General features: G+C 51.1%; 19 protein-coding genes. 3 read left to right on the top strand and 16 right to left on the bottom strand.

Annotated elements, in window-relative coordinates:
- Nucleotides 1–67: 67 nt before the first annotated feature.
- Both groL and VGN67_RS15800 read right to left on the bottom strand, forming a co-directional pair.
- A complete protein-coding gene (groL, locus tag VGN67_RS15805; RefSeq protein WP_327487820.1) occupies nt 68–1,696 on the bottom strand; it encodes a chaperonin GroEL in 1,629 nt (542 codons plus the stop codon).
- A gap of 68 nt (nt 1,697–1,764) precedes the next feature.
- Nucleotides 1,765–2,061: a co-chaperone GroES gene (locus VGN67_RS15800; RefSeq protein WP_327487819.1), complete on the bottom strand. Its 297-nt coding sequence runs from the start codon at nt 2,059–2,061 to the stop codon at nt 1,765–1,767.
- A gap of 227 nt (nt 2,062–2,288) precedes the next feature.
- Between VGN67_RS15800 and VGN67_RS15795 the strand changes: the two genes are divergently transcribed.
- Nucleotides 2,289–2,996 carry a hypothetical protein gene (locus VGN67_RS15795; RefSeq protein WP_327487818.1) on the top strand — a complete coding sequence of 236 codons (708 nt, stop codon included), beginning with the start codon at nt 2,289–2,291 and terminating at the stop codon, nt 2,994–2,996.
- A 72-nt stretch (nt 2,997–3,068) separates the two neighbouring features.
- Here VGN67_RS15795 and secG read toward each other — a convergent pair whose 3' ends face one another.
- From secG to VGN67_RS15765, 6 genes are all read right to left on the bottom strand, one after another.
- Nucleotides 3,069–3,437: a preprotein translocase subunit SecG gene (gene secG, locus VGN67_RS15790; protein ID WP_327487817.1), complete on the bottom strand. Its 369-nt coding sequence runs from the start codon at nt 3,435–3,437 to the stop codon at nt 3,069–3,071.
- Nucleotides 3,438–3,531: 94 nt separating this feature from the next.
- The gene (locus VGN67_RS15785) at nt 3,532–4,368 is read right to left on the bottom strand and encodes a hypothetical protein (protein ID WP_327487816.1); all 837 of its coding nucleotides are present in this window, start codon (nt 4,366–4,368) and stop codon (nt 3,532–3,534) included.
- A gap of 60 nt (nt 4,369–4,428) precedes the next feature.
- Nucleotides 4,429–4,971, bottom strand: coding sequence for an LptE family protein (locus VGN67_RS15780; RefSeq protein ID WP_327487815.1), 543 nt, complete (start codon nt 4,969–4,971; stop codon nt 4,429–4,431).
- Nucleotides 4,972–5,018: 47 nt separating this feature from the next.
- Nucleotides 5,019–6,314: a sigma-54 dependent transcriptional regulator gene (locus tag VGN67_RS15775; protein WP_327487814.1), complete on the bottom strand. Its 1,296-nt coding sequence runs from the start codon at nt 6,312–6,314 to the stop codon at nt 5,019–5,021.
- Nucleotides 6,315–6,416: 102 nt separating this feature from the next.
- Nucleotides 6,417–7,868, bottom strand: a complete 1,452-nt coding sequence (gene miaB, locus VGN67_RS15770; protein ID WP_327487813.1) for a tRNA (N6-isopentenyl adenosine(37)-C2)-methylthiotransferase MiaB — start codon at nt 7,866–7,868, stop codon at nt 6,417–6,419.
- Between the two features lie 193 nt (nt 7,869–8,061).
- Entirely contained in the window at nt 8,062–10,518 is a 2,457-nt protein-coding gene (locus VGN67_RS15765) for a BamA/TamA family outer membrane protein (protein ID WP_327487812.1), read from the bottom strand.
- Here VGN67_RS15765 and VGN67_RS15760 point away from each other — a divergent pair.
- Nucleotides 10,518–11,279 carry an RNA methyltransferase gene (locus VGN67_RS15760; protein ID WP_327487811.1) on the top strand — a complete coding sequence of 254 codons (762 nt, stop codon included), beginning with the start codon at nt 10,518–10,520 and terminating at the stop codon, nt 11,277–11,279. The genes VGN67_RS15765 and VGN67_RS15760 overlap by 1 nt on opposite strands.
- Here VGN67_RS15760 and VGN67_RS15755 read toward each other — a convergent pair.
- The 4 genes from VGN67_RS15755 to VGN67_RS15740 all read right to left on the bottom strand — a co-directional run bounded on the left by VGN67_RS15755 (nt 11,265) and on the right by VGN67_RS15740 (nt 14,924).
- The gene (locus tag VGN67_RS15755) at nt 11,265–12,056 is read right to left on the bottom strand and encodes a queuosine precursor transporter (protein ID WP_327487810.1); all 792 of its coding nucleotides are present in this window, start codon (nt 12,054–12,056) and stop codon (nt 11,265–11,267) included. The two genes, VGN67_RS15760 and VGN67_RS15755, sit on opposite strands and share 15 nt — an antisense overlap.
- A gap of 103 nt (nt 12,057–12,159) precedes the next feature.
- A complete protein-coding gene (locus tag VGN67_RS15750; RefSeq protein ID WP_327487809.1) occupies nt 12,160–13,404 on the bottom strand; it encodes a pyridoxal phosphate-dependent aminotransferase in 1,245 nt (414 codons plus the stop codon).
- 136 nt (nt 13,405–13,540) lie between these two features.
- Entirely contained in the window at nt 13,541–13,984 is a 444-nt protein-coding gene (locus tag VGN67_RS15745) for a DinB family protein (protein WP_327487808.1), read from the bottom strand.
- Nucleotides 13,985–14,342: 358 nt separating this feature from the next.
- Nucleotides 14,343–14,924: a collagen-like protein gene (locus VGN67_RS15740; protein ID WP_327487807.1), complete on the bottom strand. Its 582-nt coding sequence runs from the start codon at nt 14,922–14,924 to the stop codon at nt 14,343–14,345.
- Between the two features lie 148 nt (nt 14,925–15,072).
- Between VGN67_RS15740 and VGN67_RS15735 the strand changes: the two genes are divergently transcribed.
- Entirely contained in the window at nt 15,073–15,492 is a 420-nt protein-coding gene (locus VGN67_RS15735) for an OsmC family protein (protein ID WP_327487806.1), read from the top strand.
- A 64-nt stretch (nt 15,493–15,556) separates the two neighbouring features.
- Here the strand turns inward: VGN67_RS15735 and VGN67_RS15730 are convergent, their stop codons facing one another.
- The 4 genes from VGN67_RS15730 to VGN67_RS15715 form a co-directional block, all read right to left on the bottom strand.
- Nucleotides 15,557–15,814: a SemiSWEET transporter gene (locus VGN67_RS15730; RefSeq protein ID WP_327487805.1), complete on the bottom strand. Its 258-nt coding sequence runs from the start codon at nt 15,812–15,814 to the stop codon at nt 15,557–15,559.
- Nucleotides 15,815–16,006: 192 nt separating this feature from the next.
- Entirely contained in the window at nt 16,007–16,135 is a 129-nt protein-coding gene (locus VGN67_RS15725) for a hypothetical protein (RefSeq protein ID WP_327487804.1), read from the bottom strand.
- A 69-nt stretch (nt 16,136–16,204) separates the two neighbouring features.
- The gene (locus tag VGN67_RS15720; protein WP_327488414.1) at nt 16,205–16,375 is read right to left on the bottom strand and encodes a gamma-glutamyltransferase; all 171 of its coding nucleotides are present in this window, start codon (nt 16,373–16,375) and stop codon (nt 16,205–16,207) included.
- Nucleotides 16,376–16,498: 123 nt separating this feature from the next.
- A complete protein-coding gene (locus VGN67_RS15715) occupies nt 16,499–19,966 on the bottom strand; it encodes an ATP-binding protein (protein ID WP_327487803.1) in 3,468 nt (1,155 codons plus the stop codon).
- Nucleotides 19,967–19,993 lie beyond the last annotated feature (27 nt).

Below are 19,993 nucleotides of genomic sequence, written 5' to 3'. Positions count from 1 at the left end.
GAGGAAATACTGAAGCATAAAAAGCACGGGACCAGCCCGTGCTTTTTATAAAATATAGATTGCAGGATTACATCATGCCACCCATGCCGCCGCCGTGAGGCATAGCTGGAGCATGGTTGTCTTCTGGCTCGTCAGCAATCACACACTCGGTGGTCAGCAACAGACCGGCAATAGAAGCCGCGTTCTCCAGCGCCAGACGAGTTACCTTCTTAGGGTCAATGATACCCGCTTCCAGTAGGTCTTCAAAAATGTTGTCTTTGGCGTTATAACCATAGGAACCAGTACCTTCTTTGATTTTCTGGATAACTACCGAACCTTCGCCACCTGAGTTGGCAACGATAGTACGAAGCGGAGCTTCAATAGCCACCCGGATAATGTTGATACCGGTGTTTTCGTCCTCGTTTCTGCCTTTCAGCTCATCAAGAGCAGCCGCAGCACGGATAAGCGCTACACCACCACCAGCTACCACACCTTCCTCAACGGCGGCGCGGGTTGCGTGCAGAGCATCGTCAACGCGGTCTTTCTTCTCTTTCATTTCTACTTCGGTAGCCGCACCAATGTACAGGATAGCTACACCACCCGACAGCTTCGCCAGACGCTCCTGTAGTTTTTCCCGATCGTAGTCAGACGTGGTGTTTTCGATCTGCGCTTTGATCTGGTTAACCCGGCCTGCAATATCTTCCGACTGTCCGCTACCGTTTACGATAGTTGTATTGTCTTTGTCTATGATCAGTTTTTCGCTGGTTCCGAGGTAGTCAAGCGTAGCGTTTTCCAATTTGAAACCGCGCTCTTCGCTGATCACAGTACCACCGGTCAGAATAGCGATGTCTTCCAGCATAGCCTTGCGACGGTCGCCAAAGCCAGGAGCTTTAACGGCAGCCACTTTCAAAGCACCACGGATTTTGTTCACTACCAGAGTAGCCAGGGCTTCTCCGTCAACGTCTTCGGCAATAATCAGCAAAGGACGGCCGGTCTGAGCAACCTGCTCGAGTACGGGCAGCAATTCTTTCATGGAAGATACTTTCTTCTCCGAGATGAGAATGAAAGGACGCTCCATTTCAACTTCCATTTTCTCAGTATTAGTAACGAAGTAAGGCGACAGGTAACCGCGGTCAAACTGCATACCTTCTACGGTTTTTACTTCCGTTTCGGTACCACGGGCTTCTTCTACGGTAATTACACCTTCTTTACCTACTTTCTCCATGGCTTCGGCGATCATCTGACCGATCTCCTCGTCATGGTTGGCCGAGATGGTTGCTACCTGCGCAATTTCTTTGGAAGTAGAGATATTTTTCTTCTGGTTTTCGAGGTCTTTTACGATGGCGATAACCGCTTTCTCAATACCGCGCTTCAGGTCCATTGGGTTAGCACCGGCAGCTACGTTCTTGGCACCGATGGAGTAAATAGCCTGAGCCAGTACGGTAGCGGTAGTAGTACCGTCACCAGCCTGATCGGCTGTACGGGAAGCCACTTCTTTTACTAACTGAGCACCCATGTTTTCCATGGCGTCTTTCAGTTCAATTTCTTTAGCTACGGTTACACCGTCCTTGGTGATGGTAGGTGAGCCGAATTTCTTGTCAATAACGACGTTGCGACCACGGGGACCCAGGGTTACCTTCACGGCATCGGCCAGGGTATCAACACCACGCTTAATTTTATCGCGTGCTTCCACGTCGAAAAAGATCTTCTTAGACATACTTGTAAATGTTAATGATTAAAAGTTATGGAACTGGAATAGAACGAAAAATGCGTCAACCGGGTACCTTAACCGATAACGGCGTAGATATCTGATTCACGCATAATGAGGCAATCCTTACCGTCAACGGCAAGCTCAGTGCCGGAATACTTTCCGTAAAGTACGGTATCACCCACTTTAACGGTCATTGGCTCATCCTTCTTTCCGGGACCCACCGCGATTACCGTTCCGCGCTGCGGTTTTTCTTTGGCAGTATCAGGGATAATGATACCGAACGCTGTTTTTTCTTCGGCTGGAGCAGGCTCTACCAGAACCCGGTCCGCTAAGGGTTGTACGTTCACTTGTACTTCTGTTACAGTTGACATAGGTATAAAACGTTTTTATGGTTGTCAGTTAAGTTTTTGACATCCTTAGCTACTACATAAGTTGTGCCAGCGGGTTTTTCTGTCATTTTTTCAGAATTAGACTGACAATTTTGGTTAAATTCTTTTTTCCGGGAACTAAAGGAGGATATAATGTACAATCGGAAAATATCGTTTGGTGTTTAAGGAAATATCCTTATATTTTGTTCACAAACCCATCCGTAAAGACTATGACAAAGCTACAGAGAGATTGGTTGACCGAAGGGAATCTGGATTTTGAGTATAAAAAATATGTCTTACTGGCATACCTTCAGCACGTACAAAGTCAGTTTACGGCCCACCGGCTGTTTCCGCACCTGCCCGAGCTGAGGAGCCACTACGAGAGCAGCCTTTACTTTAACGAGAAAAAAAAGACGATACGCTCGGCCTTTCCCAAAAATCTGACGGGGCTGGACCTGAAAAAACTCCGGCTTCAGTACGAGGAGGTCTATAACGACGATGCCTGTTTGTCGGAACTGAACAGTATTCTGGAATTTGCCATACCCCGATTTTCAAGTACCCTGTCGGAGGGGCAGGAACGCTTTCAGGAGGTGGAGGCCGAACTGACCTTTGCCCCCGTGGGTATTATACCGTTGCGTACCGAGGAAGGGTACTTGTTTATTCACCGGACTTCCCAACACGAAACGGCCATATTCCGCTACCAGCTGGCACTTTATGATTCGGGCAAACAGCGGTACATTCACACCGTCTGGGTTGACTCCATTACCAAAGGCCTGGGGACCACTTTCGAAAACCTGAAAGTGGAGCTGGCCCGCAAGTACCGCTCCCTGCCCAATCCGGCTACCTACATGGTTGAAACCCGCTACGATTATCCGCTGCACGAAACCCTGCTGCCGGTGGCCAAGCAGCTGATGGTGCGGTACCTGAACGTAGCCTGATTAAGCCCGAAAACAGCGAAAGGCCAACCTGTGCAGGTTGGCCTTTCGACTTTAGAATAGTACCACAATTTCTTAGTTGGCCGTATCGGCAGGAGCCGGAGCCGCCGGAGCAGTAGTGGCATTGGGTACCGGAGCCACGCTACCACCGGGTAGAGTCGTGTTCTGAGCCCGGTCAATGTTGATACTGTTGATGCCATCGGCCGCCTGGGAGCCGTCACCAACCATAATGTAAGAAACCAGGGAGAAAAGTATAATAGCGCCGGCCAAACCCCAGGTGATTTGCTCGAGCAGGTCAGTCGTTTTCTTTACACCGAACATTTGGGTTGAGCCCATTCCGCCAAATTCGCTGGAAAGACCACCTCCTTTTGAGTTTTGTATCAATACCACGAGAATCAACAACACGGCGATAATCGCAACCAAAATAACAAGAGCCAGATACATGCGTTTACGTTAAAATAAAAGGGTGAGTAAAAAGTATGGTTTATTTCAAAAGGGTTTCTTATTCAAAGAAGCAGATAAAGACAAGGCTTCTACCTTACTTCTTGGTCATCAGCTCCTTAATTTTTTCCGCAAAGTAATCCTTTTTTTCCGGGTTTTTCAAAACAAGTTTTCGGTAGACCTCAATGGCCTTCTCATTTTTGCCCTGCCTGACCAGGATTTTAGCCAGCGATTCGGTAGCCAAACCGTCTAGGGTAGTGGCCTGCGAACGGGCTGTCAGGTCTTCGGGGTCACTTTTATCTTCCAGGTTAAGGCGAATAGGTCCAATGCGGGGATCATTCTGAATAAACTTCTCGATTAGTTCCTGCTGCTGCCTACGACTGTTATCGCGGGGCTCGGCGGAGGGAAGTAGTTCAATGGGCGGAATCGGAGTCACCTTCAACCGTTTGTAGGTCAGTTCCTCTTCAATTACTTTCTCGGAGGCTACGGTATCATCTACCGGAAGTGGTTCCAGGAATGCGGCTTCACGCGGGTCTTTTTCGGCAGCTAGCTCAGTGGTCGGGTTGAAGCGGTCCTCAAAACGAATGAGCGAGATGGGCTTCTCCAGTCCGTAGGGAGTAGCCTTATCGCGCGACTCGCTGCGGCCGTAGGGGAGGTCCGAAAAGCGACCCAGCAGGGACTCGGACCACTCAAATTCGTTTTCCACCATCCGCCGCAAAGCGCTCCGGTTCAGCGCGTATACCGCAGCGCGGGATACCACCTCCGACAGAGCGTAGGGAGACTTCTGGGAAGCGGCCCTGGCCATAAGGGCGTAGGTGATCTGACAATACGGAAAGTCCCGGGCGGCTGTCTCCAGCCGGGTCAAATCAGCCTGACTTACATCCTGAGGACGCGTAACCCAGTAAGAAAAAGTTTCTCTATCAATAGTACTCATACCCAAAGGAGGCTGGTGTGTCAGAAAGTATGCAATGAAATTACAACAAAGCCGTGCAATTTACCAGTCGGCCGCGGATTTATTGAAAATATTCTGAACTATCTGATCAAGTATGGGTGGCAGGAGGCGGGCTTCGTTCTGGTTCAGGGTTTGATCCTGCGGGAAATCAGCATAAAATGTAAAAGCCTGGTCAAAATTCTTGGTTTCGTCCTTATTGTTTACAAAGCGCACCTGCACTGTTACATTCAACCGGTTAAAACCCGCCCGGTCGTTGGCGGTGGGGGCTACGGGTACCACGTCATAGCCCGTAATGGTACCTTCCAGCAGGAGGTCACCACCCGAAGGCACCACCGTAAGGTTGGTATTGCGCTGAAAATATTCCTTAATTTTTTCGTTCACGAGCAACGGCAGGTTGGAAGGCCCCCCGGCCGTACCCATAGTAAAGTTATTCACCGTAAAGGTTTTAATATCGGGCGAAAGGTTGGTACCCGTAAAGGAGTATATGCCGCAACTGCTCAATAACCCGAGGGCCAGGCAACTCATTAACACAAGGCCCAGGCTACGGTAGGAGCGAAAGAGAGCGGTCCCGGTTGTTTTCGTCATAAAGAGAGGGTGTACTTACTTTGGTATACGTGGTATTCAACTGGATTCTACTCTTCAATATTGTACTGCTTGATTTTTCGGTAGAGCGTTCTTTCCGAAATACCCAGGGCCTGGGCGGCGTACTTCCGCTTGTTGTTGTTTTTGCGTAAAGCCTTAATTATCATTTCTTTCTCTTTTTCTTCCAGCGAAAGCGACTCGTCCTCCTCGGTAACGTGGGTCACATCCTCAATATCACTTCGGGACTCCGAGTAGCGGTTAAGGTCAATGGTCCGGTGGCTGGGCGAAGGCAACAGGCGGGGTGTTTCGACGGGGGGGGTATTGGCCTTGCTTTCGGGGGCGTTCAGGGTACTGAACAGTTCCTTATGGTCATTGAGAATATCCCCTCCGAACTGCTCATTCTGCAGGACTTCCCGGACCAGCTTTTTGAGTTCATTTACATCCCGGCGCATATCAAACAATACCTTGTAGAGGAGTTCACGCTCCGAAAAAGAAGTACCTGCCTCATCGCCGCCCCCCAGGGGTACCAGCGCCCGGCGGGTGGCCGCCTGCACCGGGTGGAGGTAACGGTGCAGGGTTTCGGCGGTAATTTGGGTATCGTTATTGGTTTCCAGGATGGTAATCTGCTCGGCTATGTTTTTCAACTGCCGGATATTGCCCGGAAATTCGTACGCAATCAACATTTCGCGCGCTTCCTGCGTCAGCCGGACGGGTTTGGTCCGGTAGCGTTCGGCAAAGTCGTTGGTAAACTTGCGGAAGAGCATCAGCACATCCTCGCCGCGCTCCCGGAGCGGCGGCACCAGAATAGGCACCGTATTGAGGCGGTAGTACAGGTCCTCCCGGAACTTCCCGGTATTCACGGCATCCCGCAGGTTCACATTCGTGGCCGCCACCACCCGTACGTCCGTTTTCATTACCTTCGAAGAGCCAACCCGGATGTATTCCCCGTTTTCGAGTACCCGCAGCAGACGGGCCTGGGTACCTAAGGGCATTTCACCAATTTCGTCCAGGAATATAGTACCTCCGTTGGTGGTTTCGAAGTACCCTTTACGAGCGTCCAGAGCGCCGGTAAAGGCACCTTTTTCGTGACCGAACAGCTCGGAGTCAATGGTACCTTCGGGTATGGCACCGCAGTTGATGGCAATGAACGGGCCGTGTTTACGCGAGCTCAGGCTATGGATAATCTTGGAAAAAGACTCCTTTCCGCTGCCGCTTTCACCCGTAATAAGAACGGTTAGGTCGGTAGCAGCCACTTGCATGGCGACGTTGATGGCATAGTTGAGTCCGGGAGAATTACCAATAATGCCGAAGCGGTTCTTTATCGCTTGTATTTCGTTTGTATCCATGTAGTCATTCGTAAAGAATAATTCCGGAGAACTATTCTGCTCTTCTTCCCCCGCAGCCGTGTCAGGTACTGAACGCGGGTCTTGTACCGCTTCCTCCGGTTGTCAGGCCGTAATGGAAGCCAGCTCAACCGCGTGCCCAATCAGGGTGGCGGTGGTACATTCGGTTACCAGTACCTGGGCGTAATCTCCTTTTTTAAAATTTTCTTTCGGGAAAACCACTACTTTATTCTGGTCATTCCGCCCCTGCAGGTGCTCATCAGAACGTTTAGAAGTACCTTCTACAAGTACCTTATGTACCCGCCCAACGGCGCGTTGGTTCCGTTCCAGGGATAGTTTTTGTTGTAAGGCAATAATTTCGTTCAGGCGGCGCTTCTTGATGTCCTCCGGAATATCATCCGTAAGTTTTTTGGCGGCCGGGGTACCCGGTCTTTCCGAGTAGGCAAAGGTGTACCCGTAGTCGTAGCGGGCATACTCCATCAGTGACAGCGTATCCTGGTGTTCGTCCTCGGTTTCGGTGCAGAAGCCGGCAATCATATCGTGCGAGATACCGCAGTCGTCGCCCAGAATAGCCCGGATCCGGTCAATTTTCTGAAGGTACCAGTCGCGGTCGTAGGTACGGTTCATGAGCGCCAGTATGCGGCTGTTGCCGCTTTGGGCGGGCAGGTGAATATAATTGCAGATGTTGTCGTACTTCTTTATGGTGTACAGTACTTCATCTGTAATATCCTTAGGGTGCGAAGTACTAAACCGGACCCGCAGGTTGGGGCTAACCAGTGCTACCTGTTCCAGAAGTTGAGCAAAGTTGACCTGCTCGGTACCGTCGGAGCTGCTCCACTTGTAGCTGTCCACGTTCTGGCCCAGCAGGGTTACTTCGCGGTAGCCGTCGCGGTAAAGGTCGCGGGCTTCCTGCACAATGGAGTGGGCATCGCGGCTGCGCTCGCGGCCCCGGGTATAAGGTACCACACAAAAGCTGCACATGTTGTCACAGCCCCGCATAATTGAAATGAAGGCAGTAACGCCATTGGAATTCAGGCGGATAGGGGAAATGTCGGCGTAGGTTTCCTCGCGCGACAGAAACACGTTTACCCCTTTCTGACCCGTTTCGGCTTCTTCAACCAGGCGCGGCAGGTCACGGTAGGCGTCCGGTCCGGTTACGATGTCAACCATTTTTTCCTCTTCCAGAAACTTGGCCTTCAGGCGCTCGGCCATACAGCCCAGTACCCCGATAAGCATACCGGGTTTTTTCTTCTTAAGGAAATTTAGCTGCTGCAGCCGGTTGCGTACCTTTTGTTCGGCGTTGTCGCGGATGGCGCAGGTATTTAGGAAAATCAAGTCTGCTTCCTGCTCGGAGTTGGTCGTAGCAAAGCCGGCTTCCCGCATGACGGAAGCCACGATTTCGCTATCGGAGAAATTCATCTGGCAACCGTAGCTTTCAATTAAAAGTCTTTTGGTGGCCGGAGCAGCGGTTTCTTTTTCGGTAACCTTTACTACTTCACAGGCCTCCTTATCAGCTTCTGTAAGTATCTTTAATGTTTCGGTGATTCGGTGTTCCATATTTTAACGTACGGCCGGAAACCGCTCTTTTTTTCTGGTAGACAATCAGTAATCAGTTGGGTGGTTGAGGAGCCGGGCTTTCCGGCGGACAGGTACCGGGCTTCTCTAATGAAGGGGCAAATGTACAAATAAATTGCGATTGTACTGACAAAGTGGCAGTAGGTGAGGGATAAAATTTATAGAAAAAAACGGGTCAGAACGGATAGCCGACCCCCAGGTTAAGGTTCAGGAAATTGGGCTGACGCGTATCAAAAAGCCGTCGGCGGTTCAAATCGTCCAGCACAAAGTCTTTCAGATAAGGGTCGTAGACTTTCACGCCAAAATCAAACCGGAGTACGAAGTAGGAAAAATCGTAGCGGATTCCGAAACCCGTACCTACGGCTATCTCACTGGTAAAAGAGGTCCAGTCCAGGTCGCCGGGCGAGTCGGAGGAAGCCCGGGGCAGGTTCCAGACATTGCCCGCGTCAAGAAAGAGGGCGTAGTTGAGATTGCCGAAAAATTCGGCCAGAAAACCCCGGTATTCCAGGTTTCCTTCCAGTAAAAATTCACCCGGTGCTTCTACCGAAAGATTGCTGGAAGTAATACGCGGCCGGGCCGAACCCGGACCAAGACGGCGGGGCAGCCAGGCCCGGATACTGTTGGAGCCACCGGCAAAGAAGTACTTCTCGTAGGGAGGTACCGAGCTTACCCCGTAGCTGTGAACGCTGCCGGTGTTAATACGGGCCACAAAAGAAGCCCGGCTGTTGATGGGCCAGTAGCGGCGATAGTCGGCATTGAGCCGGATGTACTGAAAAAACTGCAGGTCACCAAACAGGCCCTGAATCAGCTTTTGCTGGCCGGGAAACAGCCCCAGCGTAGTACCTCCCGACTCCACCGCCAACCGCAGGTACTGCGCTTTGATGGGTACCCCCAGAAAGGTATTGGTATTATAGACGTAAGAAAAGTTAATATCCGACACAAATGATTTCCGGAAGCTATTGATCAGGTTGTTGCCCTGCAGCTGCAGCGTATCCAGCAGGTTGCGAAAGCTGGGATTTAACCGGCTGGTATTGATAATGTTCAGGTCAATGATGGACAGATTATAGAAGCGGGTCAGGCTGGGCTGAAGCGAGTAGGTCAGGGCTGATTTTACGCTGGTCCGGGTGTACTCGGGACGATTGACGTAGTTATAGCCCAGGCCCACCTGGGTACTTGGTGTAAACCGGCCCAACTGGTAACGTTCGGCGCCAATGGGTACCAGAAGCTGTGGAAACAGCAGGGATGTATTCAGGCTGAATTCCTGGCTGCGGTACAGCCGGGCGTCACTAAAACCGGTTACGGCTTCTATTCCTCCGCGCAGGTTGATTTCGAAATTTTCCAGCCCATTGAATACATTCCTGATCTTATAGGAAAAGTTGGCAAACGGACCCGGCGTTTGCTGAATCTGAATGACGTTCAGGCCCAGGTCGGCCGAAAGCTGGTACTTGTCCAGCGGAATGGCTCTGAAATGTCCGTGCAGACGATTACCGGTGGAGTCAAAGCTGTAATTGACAAAACGGAACTGATCGGTCAGGGCCAGCTGGCGCTGGGTCAGGCGCTCTGCGTCCTGGCTGTACAACTGCCCCGAACGTACGCGGATTTTGCTGTTCAGGATGCGGGGCGAAAACCGCCGCCCGGAAAAGATATAGTTGATGCCGTTCCAGCTGGCCGTATCCTTTCGGAAGAGCGAATCGGGATAACCGGCCGGAGGAAGTACCTCAAAGGTAACGGTTTCGACCGCATAAGGCGTGTGCCCGGTTTGCCCGGGGGGATTTTCTACCCGTACTATAATATCTACCTGCTTGTACAGGCTGTCGGTAGCGGGAGCGGTAATGGTGTCATTGACAATAAAAGTAACGTACTGCCGCGAGAAGCCGTAGTACCCGTTGTTCCGAAGCAGGGTTTCAATCCGGACTCGTTCGGCTTCGAAGGCGTCCCCGTCGTACCGTTGCCGGGGCAGCAGGGTCGTGCCCGTTTTGGTACTGATTAGCAGGCTGTCAATCCGGTTGTCCCTGACCCGGTAGCCTACGTTACGCAGCAGGGTAGGGCGGTTTTCGCTGACCCGGTAGTTGACCCGTATCCGCTGAAAGGTGGTGTCGGTGGTATGGGTAACCGTGGAGAAAAAGAAGCCGTTATTGAACAGGTAGTTGCGCATTTTTTCGGCATTGCGACCCGCGTCCGGCTCGTTGAAGTACACGGGCGCTTCGCCCAGTACCCGCATCGTAAAATTACCTTCTTCGGCCCGGCGACGGGCTTTCTCTATTTTCTTACCGTATCTTCGTTGAATTCTTTTGAGTTTTTCCAGATCATCGGCGTACAGGGCGGACTGTTGCTGGTATTCCTGGGTAACCTCGCTTAATTTGCGCTGCTTTTCCTCCCGGTCGTAGGCCACCTGACCCACCTGGTACAGGGCCAGGTACGGGAATATGGGCAGGCCCAGAAAACGGCGGTTAGGTTGTTGGGGAATGAGGGATTCCAGTTCGTCATCTTTTATTACCTTATTGCCCTTGATGGTAGAAATTCCCAACAGGTAACGCCTGGATTCGGTAACGGATTGGGGCGCACAGCCTGACAGCCCCGCCAGAAAGAGGCTAATGAAGCAGATCAGTAGTACACAACGCTTGCTATTCAATGCTATCTAAAAATCAGATCAAGTATATAAATTCGCTGCAAATTAAGAAGTATCGGCAGCAGCACCAATCCTTTGTGGTAGAAGGTGCCAAAAGTGTGGTTGAACTACTGGCTTCCGACTACGAAGTTGAAACGGTTTTTGCTACCTCCGACTTCCAGCAGCAACACCAAAGTACCCTGGCGGCCCGGCCGGTAGCGCTGGAAACCGTAACCCTCGCTGAATTAGAAAAGGTTGGGTCTTTTCAGACCAATGATTCCTGCCTGGCCGTAGCTAAAACGAAAGAAAACCGCTTTTTATGTGCCGGGCCGGGTGAATATGCGTTGCTGCTCGACGACGTGCGCGACCCGGGTAACCTGGGTACCATCCTCCGGATTGCCGACTGGTACGGAATCACCAAGATCATTTGCTCCGAGAGTACCACCGACCTCTACAACCCCAAGGTGGTGGCCGCCAGCAAGGGCTCCTTTACCCGCATCCAAACCTACTATACCGACCTGCCCGCTTTTTTTCGCCAGCAAAAAGAAGGTACTGCCGTGGTCGGGGCGTTCCTGCGGGGCGAGTCCCTGTATGATTTCCGGTTTCCGGCGCAGGGCGGGTACCTGGTTATGGGCAACGAGTCCCAGGGCATAGGCGGTGCCGTGGAAGCTTTCGTCACGCACCGGGTTACCATTCCCCGCTTTGGCGGAGCGGAGTCACTTAACGTGGGAATTGCCACCGCCGTGCTGTGCGACAACCTTCGTCGGCAGCTACACAAAGGTTGAAATTGCCGCTTCTTCCGCCAGTTTTTCCGCGTTTTCTTTTCCCAGGTACCGGTCAATGACATAGTGCGCCAGGTATAGCAACGGAGTCGCCAGTATGGCAATCGCCCCCTTGTACAGGTAGTTGACGGTACCTACCGAAAGTACCTGCTGAATGGACCAGTTGCCAAACACGTAAAAGGCGATACTGATTACCACAAAGCTGTCTACCAACTGGGAAAACAGGGTTGAACCCGTGGCCCGCAGCCAGATATGTTTGGGGCCGGTTCGCTTCCGCAGCCAGGAAAAAACCGAAATATCGAGTAGCTGGCCCAGCAGAAACGCCACAATAGAACCCACCATAATACCCATACCCTGACGAAAAATCCGGGAGAAGGCCGCGTTGATGTTGAACGCGTTACCGGCCTCGTCGGTGCTGTTTACGTCCAGCCAGAATTCGGCCGGGGGTAGGGTCGTTGTCATGTAAATGGTAAAGAACATATAAATGATGAATCCGGCGGTCAGGAAGGAAATCCGGCGGACACCTTTCCGGCCAAAGTACTCATTGATAATATCAGTACTCAAAAAAACAATGGGCCAGTTGACTACACCGGCCGACATATTGAAATCCAGTTTTTGATCTCCCAGCGGGAGCTGAGCCGGAGCCATCCCGAGCAGGGCTTCCACCGAAAATATTTTGGCCCCGATGATTTCGGCAATGAGGGCGTTGGTCAGGAATAAGCCGCAGAGAAATAGAAAAAGACGCTGCCTTTTGCGTTCGTGAAGGGAGAATTGTTCCATAGCGGGACGACGGGTAGGTAGTTGAGGGAAAATTGCTAATCGCAATTTATAAAACTTCGCCAAACAAAAAGCGGCCGAAGGTAAACCCGGGCCGCTTTTTGTTTCAGGCTATAACTTCTTCCACCGCTCGCGTAGAATGAATACGGCGGGAGTCGAGGAAGACCTCAATTTTGTCCATGGCCTGGTTCAGCTCATCGGCCGTTGGCAGGAACACAATGCGGAAATGGTCGTCGCGGAAGTAGTTGAATCCGGTACCCGACACCACCAGTACCTTTTGCTCACTCAGCAATTCATACACAAACTGGTCGTCGTTTTTGAAATCAAACTTCTTGAGGTTGATACGCGGAAACAGGTACAGCGCTCCTTTGGGCCTTACGCAGCTGATACCCGGGATGGAGGTGAGCCTTTCGTAGACCAGGTTCATCTGCTTGTGCAGCCTACCCGTTGGCAATACTAAATCTTTGATACTCTGGTACCCGCCCAGGGCCGTCTGAATGGCAAACTGCGTAGGTACATTGGCGCAGAGCCGGGCGCTGGCCAGAAACAGGATACCCTCAATATAGGATTTGGCCCGTTGCTTGGCACCGCTCAGGATCATCCAGCCACCGCGGAAGCCGGCGGCCCGGTAGTTTTTGGACAAACCACCAAAAGTAACGCAGAGGGTATCTTCCACCAGCGTAGCCATGGGGTAGTGAACCGCCCCGTCGTACAGTATTTTATCGTAAATCTCGTCCGAAAAAACAATTAATCCGTGTTCTTCGGCAATGCGGGCGATGCGTTCCAGGATGGCTTTGTCGTACACCGCTCCCGTCGGATTATTCGGGTTGATCAGGACCAGCCCCCTGGTTTTGGGCGTAATTTTGCTTTCCAGATCGTCCAGGTCCGGATTCCAGTCCGACGCTTCGTCACATACATAATGGACGGGCTTGCCGCCGCTCAGGGCCACGGAGGTAGTCCACAAAGGGTAGTCGGGGGAAGGTACCAGTATCTCATCGCCCGGATTGAGCAGGGCCTGCATGGACAGCAGGATTAACTCGCTGACGCCGTTTCCAATAAAAATATCGTTGATTTCAACGTTGGGTATTCCCAGGGTTTGGGTGTAATGCATGACCGCTTTCCGGGCCGGAAACAAACCGCGTGAATCGGCGTAGCCCTGCGCGTTCCGGATGTTCATGATTATGTCATGGACGATCTCATCGGGAGCGTCAAAACCGAACGGAGCCGGATTACCAATATTAAGATTAATGACCTTGTATCCCTGGCTTTCCAGTTCCTGGGCTTTCTCGTACACGGGCCCTCTTATATCATACTTAAGATGATTGAGCCGTTGACTTTTTAAAAATTCCATACTGTACCACAAAAGGTTGATAATAGCGGGAGAATTGCCGGTTGCTGCTCATAGCAGTACTTTTCGGACAGTATCTCTAAAAACAAAGGTAGAAAATTTGCCGGGAACCGAAGGTATAGCGGCCTGAAATATAGGGCTATTCGACAATTTGACTCAGGTGATGCCGCAGGTGACTCAGGTAGTCTTCCGCCAGGAACAACAGGGTATGCTCTTCGGCCAGTTCTTTTCCTACGTTGCAGGTTTTGTACAGGTCATCGGCGGGTATAGCCTCCAGGACCCGGCAAAGGTGCTTATTTAATACGACCCACAGTGGTAGTAGCTCTTCGGTAGGGTAGTGTTCGTAGTTTTGGAGTCGTACCCATTCATTTTGATCATACACCAGGGTGGGGGTCGTTTTGTATTGGCTCCTTACAAAACGCTGAATATTATTCTGGGCGGAATCTACCAGGTGGCCCAGCGTTTCTTTTTTGCTCCATTTCAGGGGAGACTCTTTCCGGCTAAACTCGGGTTCCGGCAGGGAACGTAACTTCGGAACGGCCTCACTGACAGCTCTTTCAATTTTGGTGGTTAATTCTTTCATGCGTGGTTTTCCAAATGGTCAAAGGGTAGGGGAAAATTCTTTCTTGATAAATTACGATGATTTCTATTAAATGTTAAAAAAAGATAGGGGTAAAATCCCAACTTTTACGTCTTCATAATTAGAGGCGCGGCTTTATAGGTCCGGCATCTTGAAAAAAAATCTCATTTCAGTTATAGTCTCTTTTAACTTTTTGGAGTACTTATATAGCAGAGACGGAAGTGATTGATTACCCAACAATGTACTGCAAGTAGAATTTTGTTTTCATAGGTAGGAAAAGCCAGTTGTGTTCACGACTGGCTTTTTTGTGCTTGATCCGGAAAATCAGGGGGCCGCAGGTTGCTTTCGGCCCGCCTGCTACTTAGTCACGTCTGGCCTTGTATTTTTTAATGGTGCTTTCGTTAATGCCGAAGTGCTTTTTCACTGCTTCGTAGTCAGAAAAATCTACGGCACCGGCCCGCCCATTCCGGGCAAAATCGGCCGGTACTATGACCACACGGAAAGTCTGGTTTTGGGTCCAGTCGGCACCCAGGGTAGCGCGGTTGAACTGCGCGTCAATAAAAATACTTACATCCAGAAAGGAGTGGTCAAAATTGTACTGCATCAGGCCCTGGGGCATGAAAACGGTTTGAGGTAGCATGCGCCAGACCGGAATGGGGCCGCCTGGGTCTTCTATCTCGTCCCAGAGTCGGTATACCAAGACCGCGTCGGTTTCAAATACTTCAATTTCTTCGGGTGGAAAATCAAAGAAAATCTGGTATTCATTCTGGGCGTTAAATGACCCATCAATGTCAAATACGGTACTTACCACGTTGACTCCGGGAGCACCCTGCGGACCGGGTATACCTTCGGGTCCGGGAATTCCCTGTGGTCCGACCGGCCCCTCACAACCCAGCAACAGGCCGGTACTGACCAGCAAAAACGATAAAAGAAGCTTTTTCATGAGTGAAAGAGTTAATATGAGTTTTGTGTTTACTTAATATCTACTCCATTTGCTGTTATTATGTTTTGTCGTTGAACATTCCCGGAAATTCAATGGTTGTATACAGGAAATTTATCTCATCATTCACCTCTATATTATTTAAGTACCTATGATCAACCGTAAAGCTACGGCCGTCTGGAACGGCACCGGAAAAGAAGGAAAAGGGGTAGTAAGTACCCAAAGTACCGTACTGGACAATGCGCAGTACTCATTCAATACCCGCTTTGCGGAAGGCAAAGGTACCAATCCCGAAGAACTGATTGCGGCGGCCCACGCGGGCTGCTTTGCCATGAAATTAAGCTTTGACCTGAACGCAGCCGGTTTTACGGCCGATGAAATCAATGCCACCGCCACGGTAACCCTGGACCCCTCGCAGGGAGCAGTAACCAAGAGCCACCTGGTTGTAAAGGCCCGCATTCCGGAGATTGATGAGGCAAAGTTTCAGGAGATTGCCGAAGGAGCAAAAGAAGGCTGCCCGATTTCCAAGTTATTAAATGCCGAGCTTTCCATGGAAGCGCAACTGGCCTGATAAGTAAACCATATTCTTTACCAGCAGAAAGACCCGCACCAAAGCGGGTCTTTTTGCTGGTAGGTCAGGCTATGTCCCGGTATTTGTACTTGAAAAATAAAATCACGAGCGAGAGCAAAAGGGTAACTGCATTGGCGGCTACAACGGGAAACGAATGAGTCATAAGCCCGTAGCCTAACCACATGATTACGCCCATTGTAAAAAGCAGAAACATAGCCAGGGAAACATCCTTGGCCGATTTGGTCTTATAAATCTGTACCACCTGGGGTACAAACGCTAAGGTAGTCAGGCCTCCGGCCAAGTACCCTAAAACTTCCAACATGTACTTTCTTGGTTTGTCGTTTTAATTACTCCAAAGATAACGGGATAATTATATGAATTAGTTGCCAATAGCTACCAGTTCTTTTAAAAGTACAAGCATTGGACCAAAAAGTAAAACACCTTCCGGGTTCTGTAATCCGGAAGGTGTTTTCGGATGGAATCAGACCAGTAAAGGTACCAGACCCGAAGGTAGTTAGTAGCCCGCGGCCTGTCCGACTTTGCGGGCGTCGGAGCCACCAAAATAGACCTGGCCGTTAGAGCCAATGGCCTGGTAGCCCCCAAAAAAGCCATAATCAAACTGAACAACGTGTCCCCGTCGCATTAGCTCCCGGACCTTTTCGTACGGAAAACCTGACTCAACGGTAGTGGTACCAACGGTGGCGGTGTGGCCCTAAGCAGGAGAGGTACCGTGGTGGTTCGTACGGGGGGCGTCGCCGGCTTCCTGCAAATCCATTCCAAAATCAATGATATTGGTAAGTACCTGCACGTGCCCCTGCATGTCGCCGCCCAGTACCCCAAAACTGGGGTAGGGCTGGCCGTTGCGGGTTACAAAGCCCGGAATAATAGTATGGAAGGGAGGCTTGCCGGGAGCTTTATGGCCTACTAAGTAAGTACCTGGCTGCCGTTATTTACTCCTGCCACTTCCCTGCAAATCTGTTCTTTGGAACGATTGAGTTGAAATCCTTCAGGCGTTTACGGGCGATTCCTGCGGCAGGAGTACGGTAAAGGTTGCCCCTTTGCCTTCCACCCCCGACGCCCGGATGGTACCTCCGTGGTTTTCGACGATTTTCTTACAGATAGCCAGGCCAATGCCGGTACCCGAATACTTCTGGCGGTCGTTGAGGCGCTGAAATATGGTGAAGATTTTATCGACATATTCCTGCTCAAAGCCAATGCCATTGTCCTCAAAAGTCAGTTCCAGGTAGCTGCTGTCCCCTTCCGGTGAAAGCAGGGAGTTTTCGTCCAATGAAGTGAGTTGGCGGGCGCTGATTTTAATAACCGGAGGCTTATCCGAAAATTTCAACGCGTTGCTTATCAGGTTATAAAACAACTGGTTGAGCTGTACCGGCACCCCTTTTACAACCGGTAGTGGGGTACTGAGTACCTGAGCCTGCTTCTGCCGGATAAGTACTTCAAAGTCATAGAGAACGTTGTCAAGTACCTCGTTCAGGTCAACCCGCTCAAAACGTTGTTCATCCTGACTGACTCTGGAATAATTAAGTAAGTCCTTGATAAGTACCGACATCCGCTGGGCCGAGGCATTGATCTTTTCCAGGTAGCTGGTAGCCTCAAAGCGTGGGTCCTTCATTTTGGCAAGTACCATATCCGAAAAAGTCTGGATTTTGCGCAGCGGCTCCTGCAGGTCATGACTGGATACGTAGGCAAACTGCTCGAGTTCCTGGTTGGTCCGTTTGAGTTCCTGATTTTTCTTTTCCAGTTCCTCCGTTCTTTCCTCTACTTTCTTTTCCAGCATTTGCGCGCTGTTCTGCGCCAGCTGGCGGGCCTTGACCAGCTCGGTTATTTCGTGCCCTACCGCCATGAAACCGGTCACGGTTCCATCCTCCTGGCGCAGCGGCTCGTAGACAAACTGCGCGTATATGGTTTCCAGCTGTCCGTGCCGCCAGAGTTCAATGGCCGACTCGGCCGATACATAACGTACCCCGGTGGCCACTACGTTTTTGACTATTTCTTCCAGCGGCGTTCCCCGGAATTCAGGAAAAGCCTCAAACAAAGGTTTATTTAAAACTTCTTCGGCGGTTTTAGCCCAAATTTCCAGGGCTCTTTCGTTGGCTAGTTCTATTTCCAGCTCGGGGCCACGCAAAATTGCAACGGCCATGGGGGCCTGCTGGAAAAGGTTCCGGAGCTGTACCTCGTTGTTATTCCTTACCCGGGCAATTTTAAGCTGGGATTTAATGCGGGTTAACAGTTCCCGGCCCGAAAAAGGCTTCACCAGGTAATCGTCGGCACCCGCTTCGATCCCGTCAATTCGTGCTTCTTCGCCCGCCCGGGCCGACAAGAGGATAACGGGAATTCGGGAAGTAACCGGATTTTTTCGTAGCAATGCTACCAGTTGTTTCCCGTCAATAACTGGCATCATTACATCACTTACAATCAGGTCGGGCAGCTGTTTTTCTATTTGTTTGAGTGCCGCCCGGCCGTTGGCCGCCGTCCGAACCTGGAAGTGAGGGGCCAGCAAGCGCTGCAGGTAGGAGCGCATATCGTGGTTATCATCAATAATAAGCAGGGAGTCAGTCGCAGCTTGTCCGGCCGGAGCGCCGAAAGCAGGGTCCATCTGAAAATCTTCCAGGGTGGTATGTGCCGGGTCAGTTTCAAGGAGGGGGGCCACTTCCTGCACAAAAGCACTCAGGAGTGACGACCCGCCCGTGTGGTCTGACAATTCCGTAATCTGCTCGGCGGGCAGGTGGGCTTTACCCAGGGGAAGGCACACCGTAAACGTACTACCTTCACCTTCCACGCTTTGCACCTTGATCTGCCCATAATGAAGCTTGACCAGCTCGTGTACCAGCGAAAGCCCGATGCCTGACCCCTCGTGGGTTCGTCCTACGGTGTTGGGAATGCGGTGGAACCGTTCAAACATGCGGGGTAGTTCATGCTTTGGAATACCCACGCCCGTATCCTGAATGTGCAGGACGGCCCAGTCACCCTCCCGGTTCAGATTAACCCTGATGGTACCCTTCAAGGTGTATTTGAAAGCATTGGAAAGAAGATTGAGAACTATTTTTTCCCACATTTCCCGGTCGACATAAACAGGACTTCCCAGCGACTCACAATGTACTTCAAACTCCAGGCCGGCTTTCTCAATAATTGACCTAAACCCGCTGGACAGGTCCCGGGTTAGTGCTCCCAGATTGACCGGGCGGTAACTTGCCTGCATCCGGCCCGCCTCAATCCGGCTGAATTCCAGCAGGCTATTGACTAGTTTGAGCAGGCGGAGCGCGTTGCGGTGGGTAGCCTGAATACTTTGGGTGAGGTAGTCGGGAAGCTCCTCGGTATGGCTCAGCAGTTCTTCAAGCGGGCCCAGGATCAAAGTCAGGGGAGTGCGGAACTCGTGGCTGACGTTACTGAAAAATGCCGTTTTGGCCTTATCTATTTCGGCGAGCGCCTCCACCCGTTGTCGCTCTTCTTCGTAGGTGCGGGCGTTGATAATGGCGGTTGAAATATGGTTGGCAAGGGATTGAATAAAATTCTGGTAGGATTTGTCCAGGGCCCGGCGCGGACTAATACCCACAATTATGAAGCCTGAACCTCCGGAACTTGACGGAACAATGGGAACAACCATGGCTTCCTGCACGGGCTCCGGCCATATACCCCGGGGAAGGTTTCCAATGAAGGTACTTATATCAGAAAGGTGCCGTGAATTTCCGGTTTTTATTACTTCCGAGAGCGGCCAGGGGGTAGTAACATCTTCTTCGGAAATCAGAATGGTATTCGGGCAAATTTCGTCTTGATCGGTCAGGCCCGTCGAAGCAATCAGATGAGCCGTCTGGGCGTCGTCCTGCTTCTCACCCAGTAGGTACAGGCCCAGGAATGGCAAATCCCGGGCGGAGTTGGAAAGGGCTCCGGCTACCATACGACCTACCTCTTCCACCGTCCTGGCCCGGCTTACACTTTCGGAAAGTGTTTGTATAATGTTCGTCCGCCTTTCGTTGATGACCCTATAGGTTGTTTCGATTACTGCGTTAAAAATTCCCTCTACCTTGCCTTCCTCGCCCCGAATAGGGGTAAAGGTGTAATCAAAGTAACACTCTTCCGTATATCCGTGGCGTCGCATGGGAAGCAGGTCGTCCTGGGAGCGGGTGGCTTCCCCGGTTCCGACTACGTGTTCAAACATGGGGCCGATGGTATCCCAGATTTCCGGCCACACTTCCCGGCCGGGTTTTCCTAAGGCCCAGGGATGTTTATTGCCCGGAATTGGGCTCCAGGCATCGTTGTAAAGCAGTGTTAGTTCTTTGCCCCAATACAGAGCAATCGGAAAACTGGAACCCAGACAAATACTCAGGGCAGACCGCAAACTCTGCGGCCAGGTATTAATATCACCTAAGGGGGTTAAACTCCAATCCTTGGAACGAATCAGATTTCCCATTTCGCCCCCTCCCAAAAGGAATTGATGCCTAGATTCAGCTTGTTTCATAATTTAATTCTACCTGATAGTATGGGA

Source organism: Telluribacter sp., from assembly GCF_035998675.1.
GTDB lineage: Bacteria > Bacteroidota > Bacteroidia > Cytophagales > Spirosomataceae > Telluribacter.
Note: the sequence above shows the minus strand (reverse complement) of the source record. Positions and strands in the feature narration are given on the sequence as shown.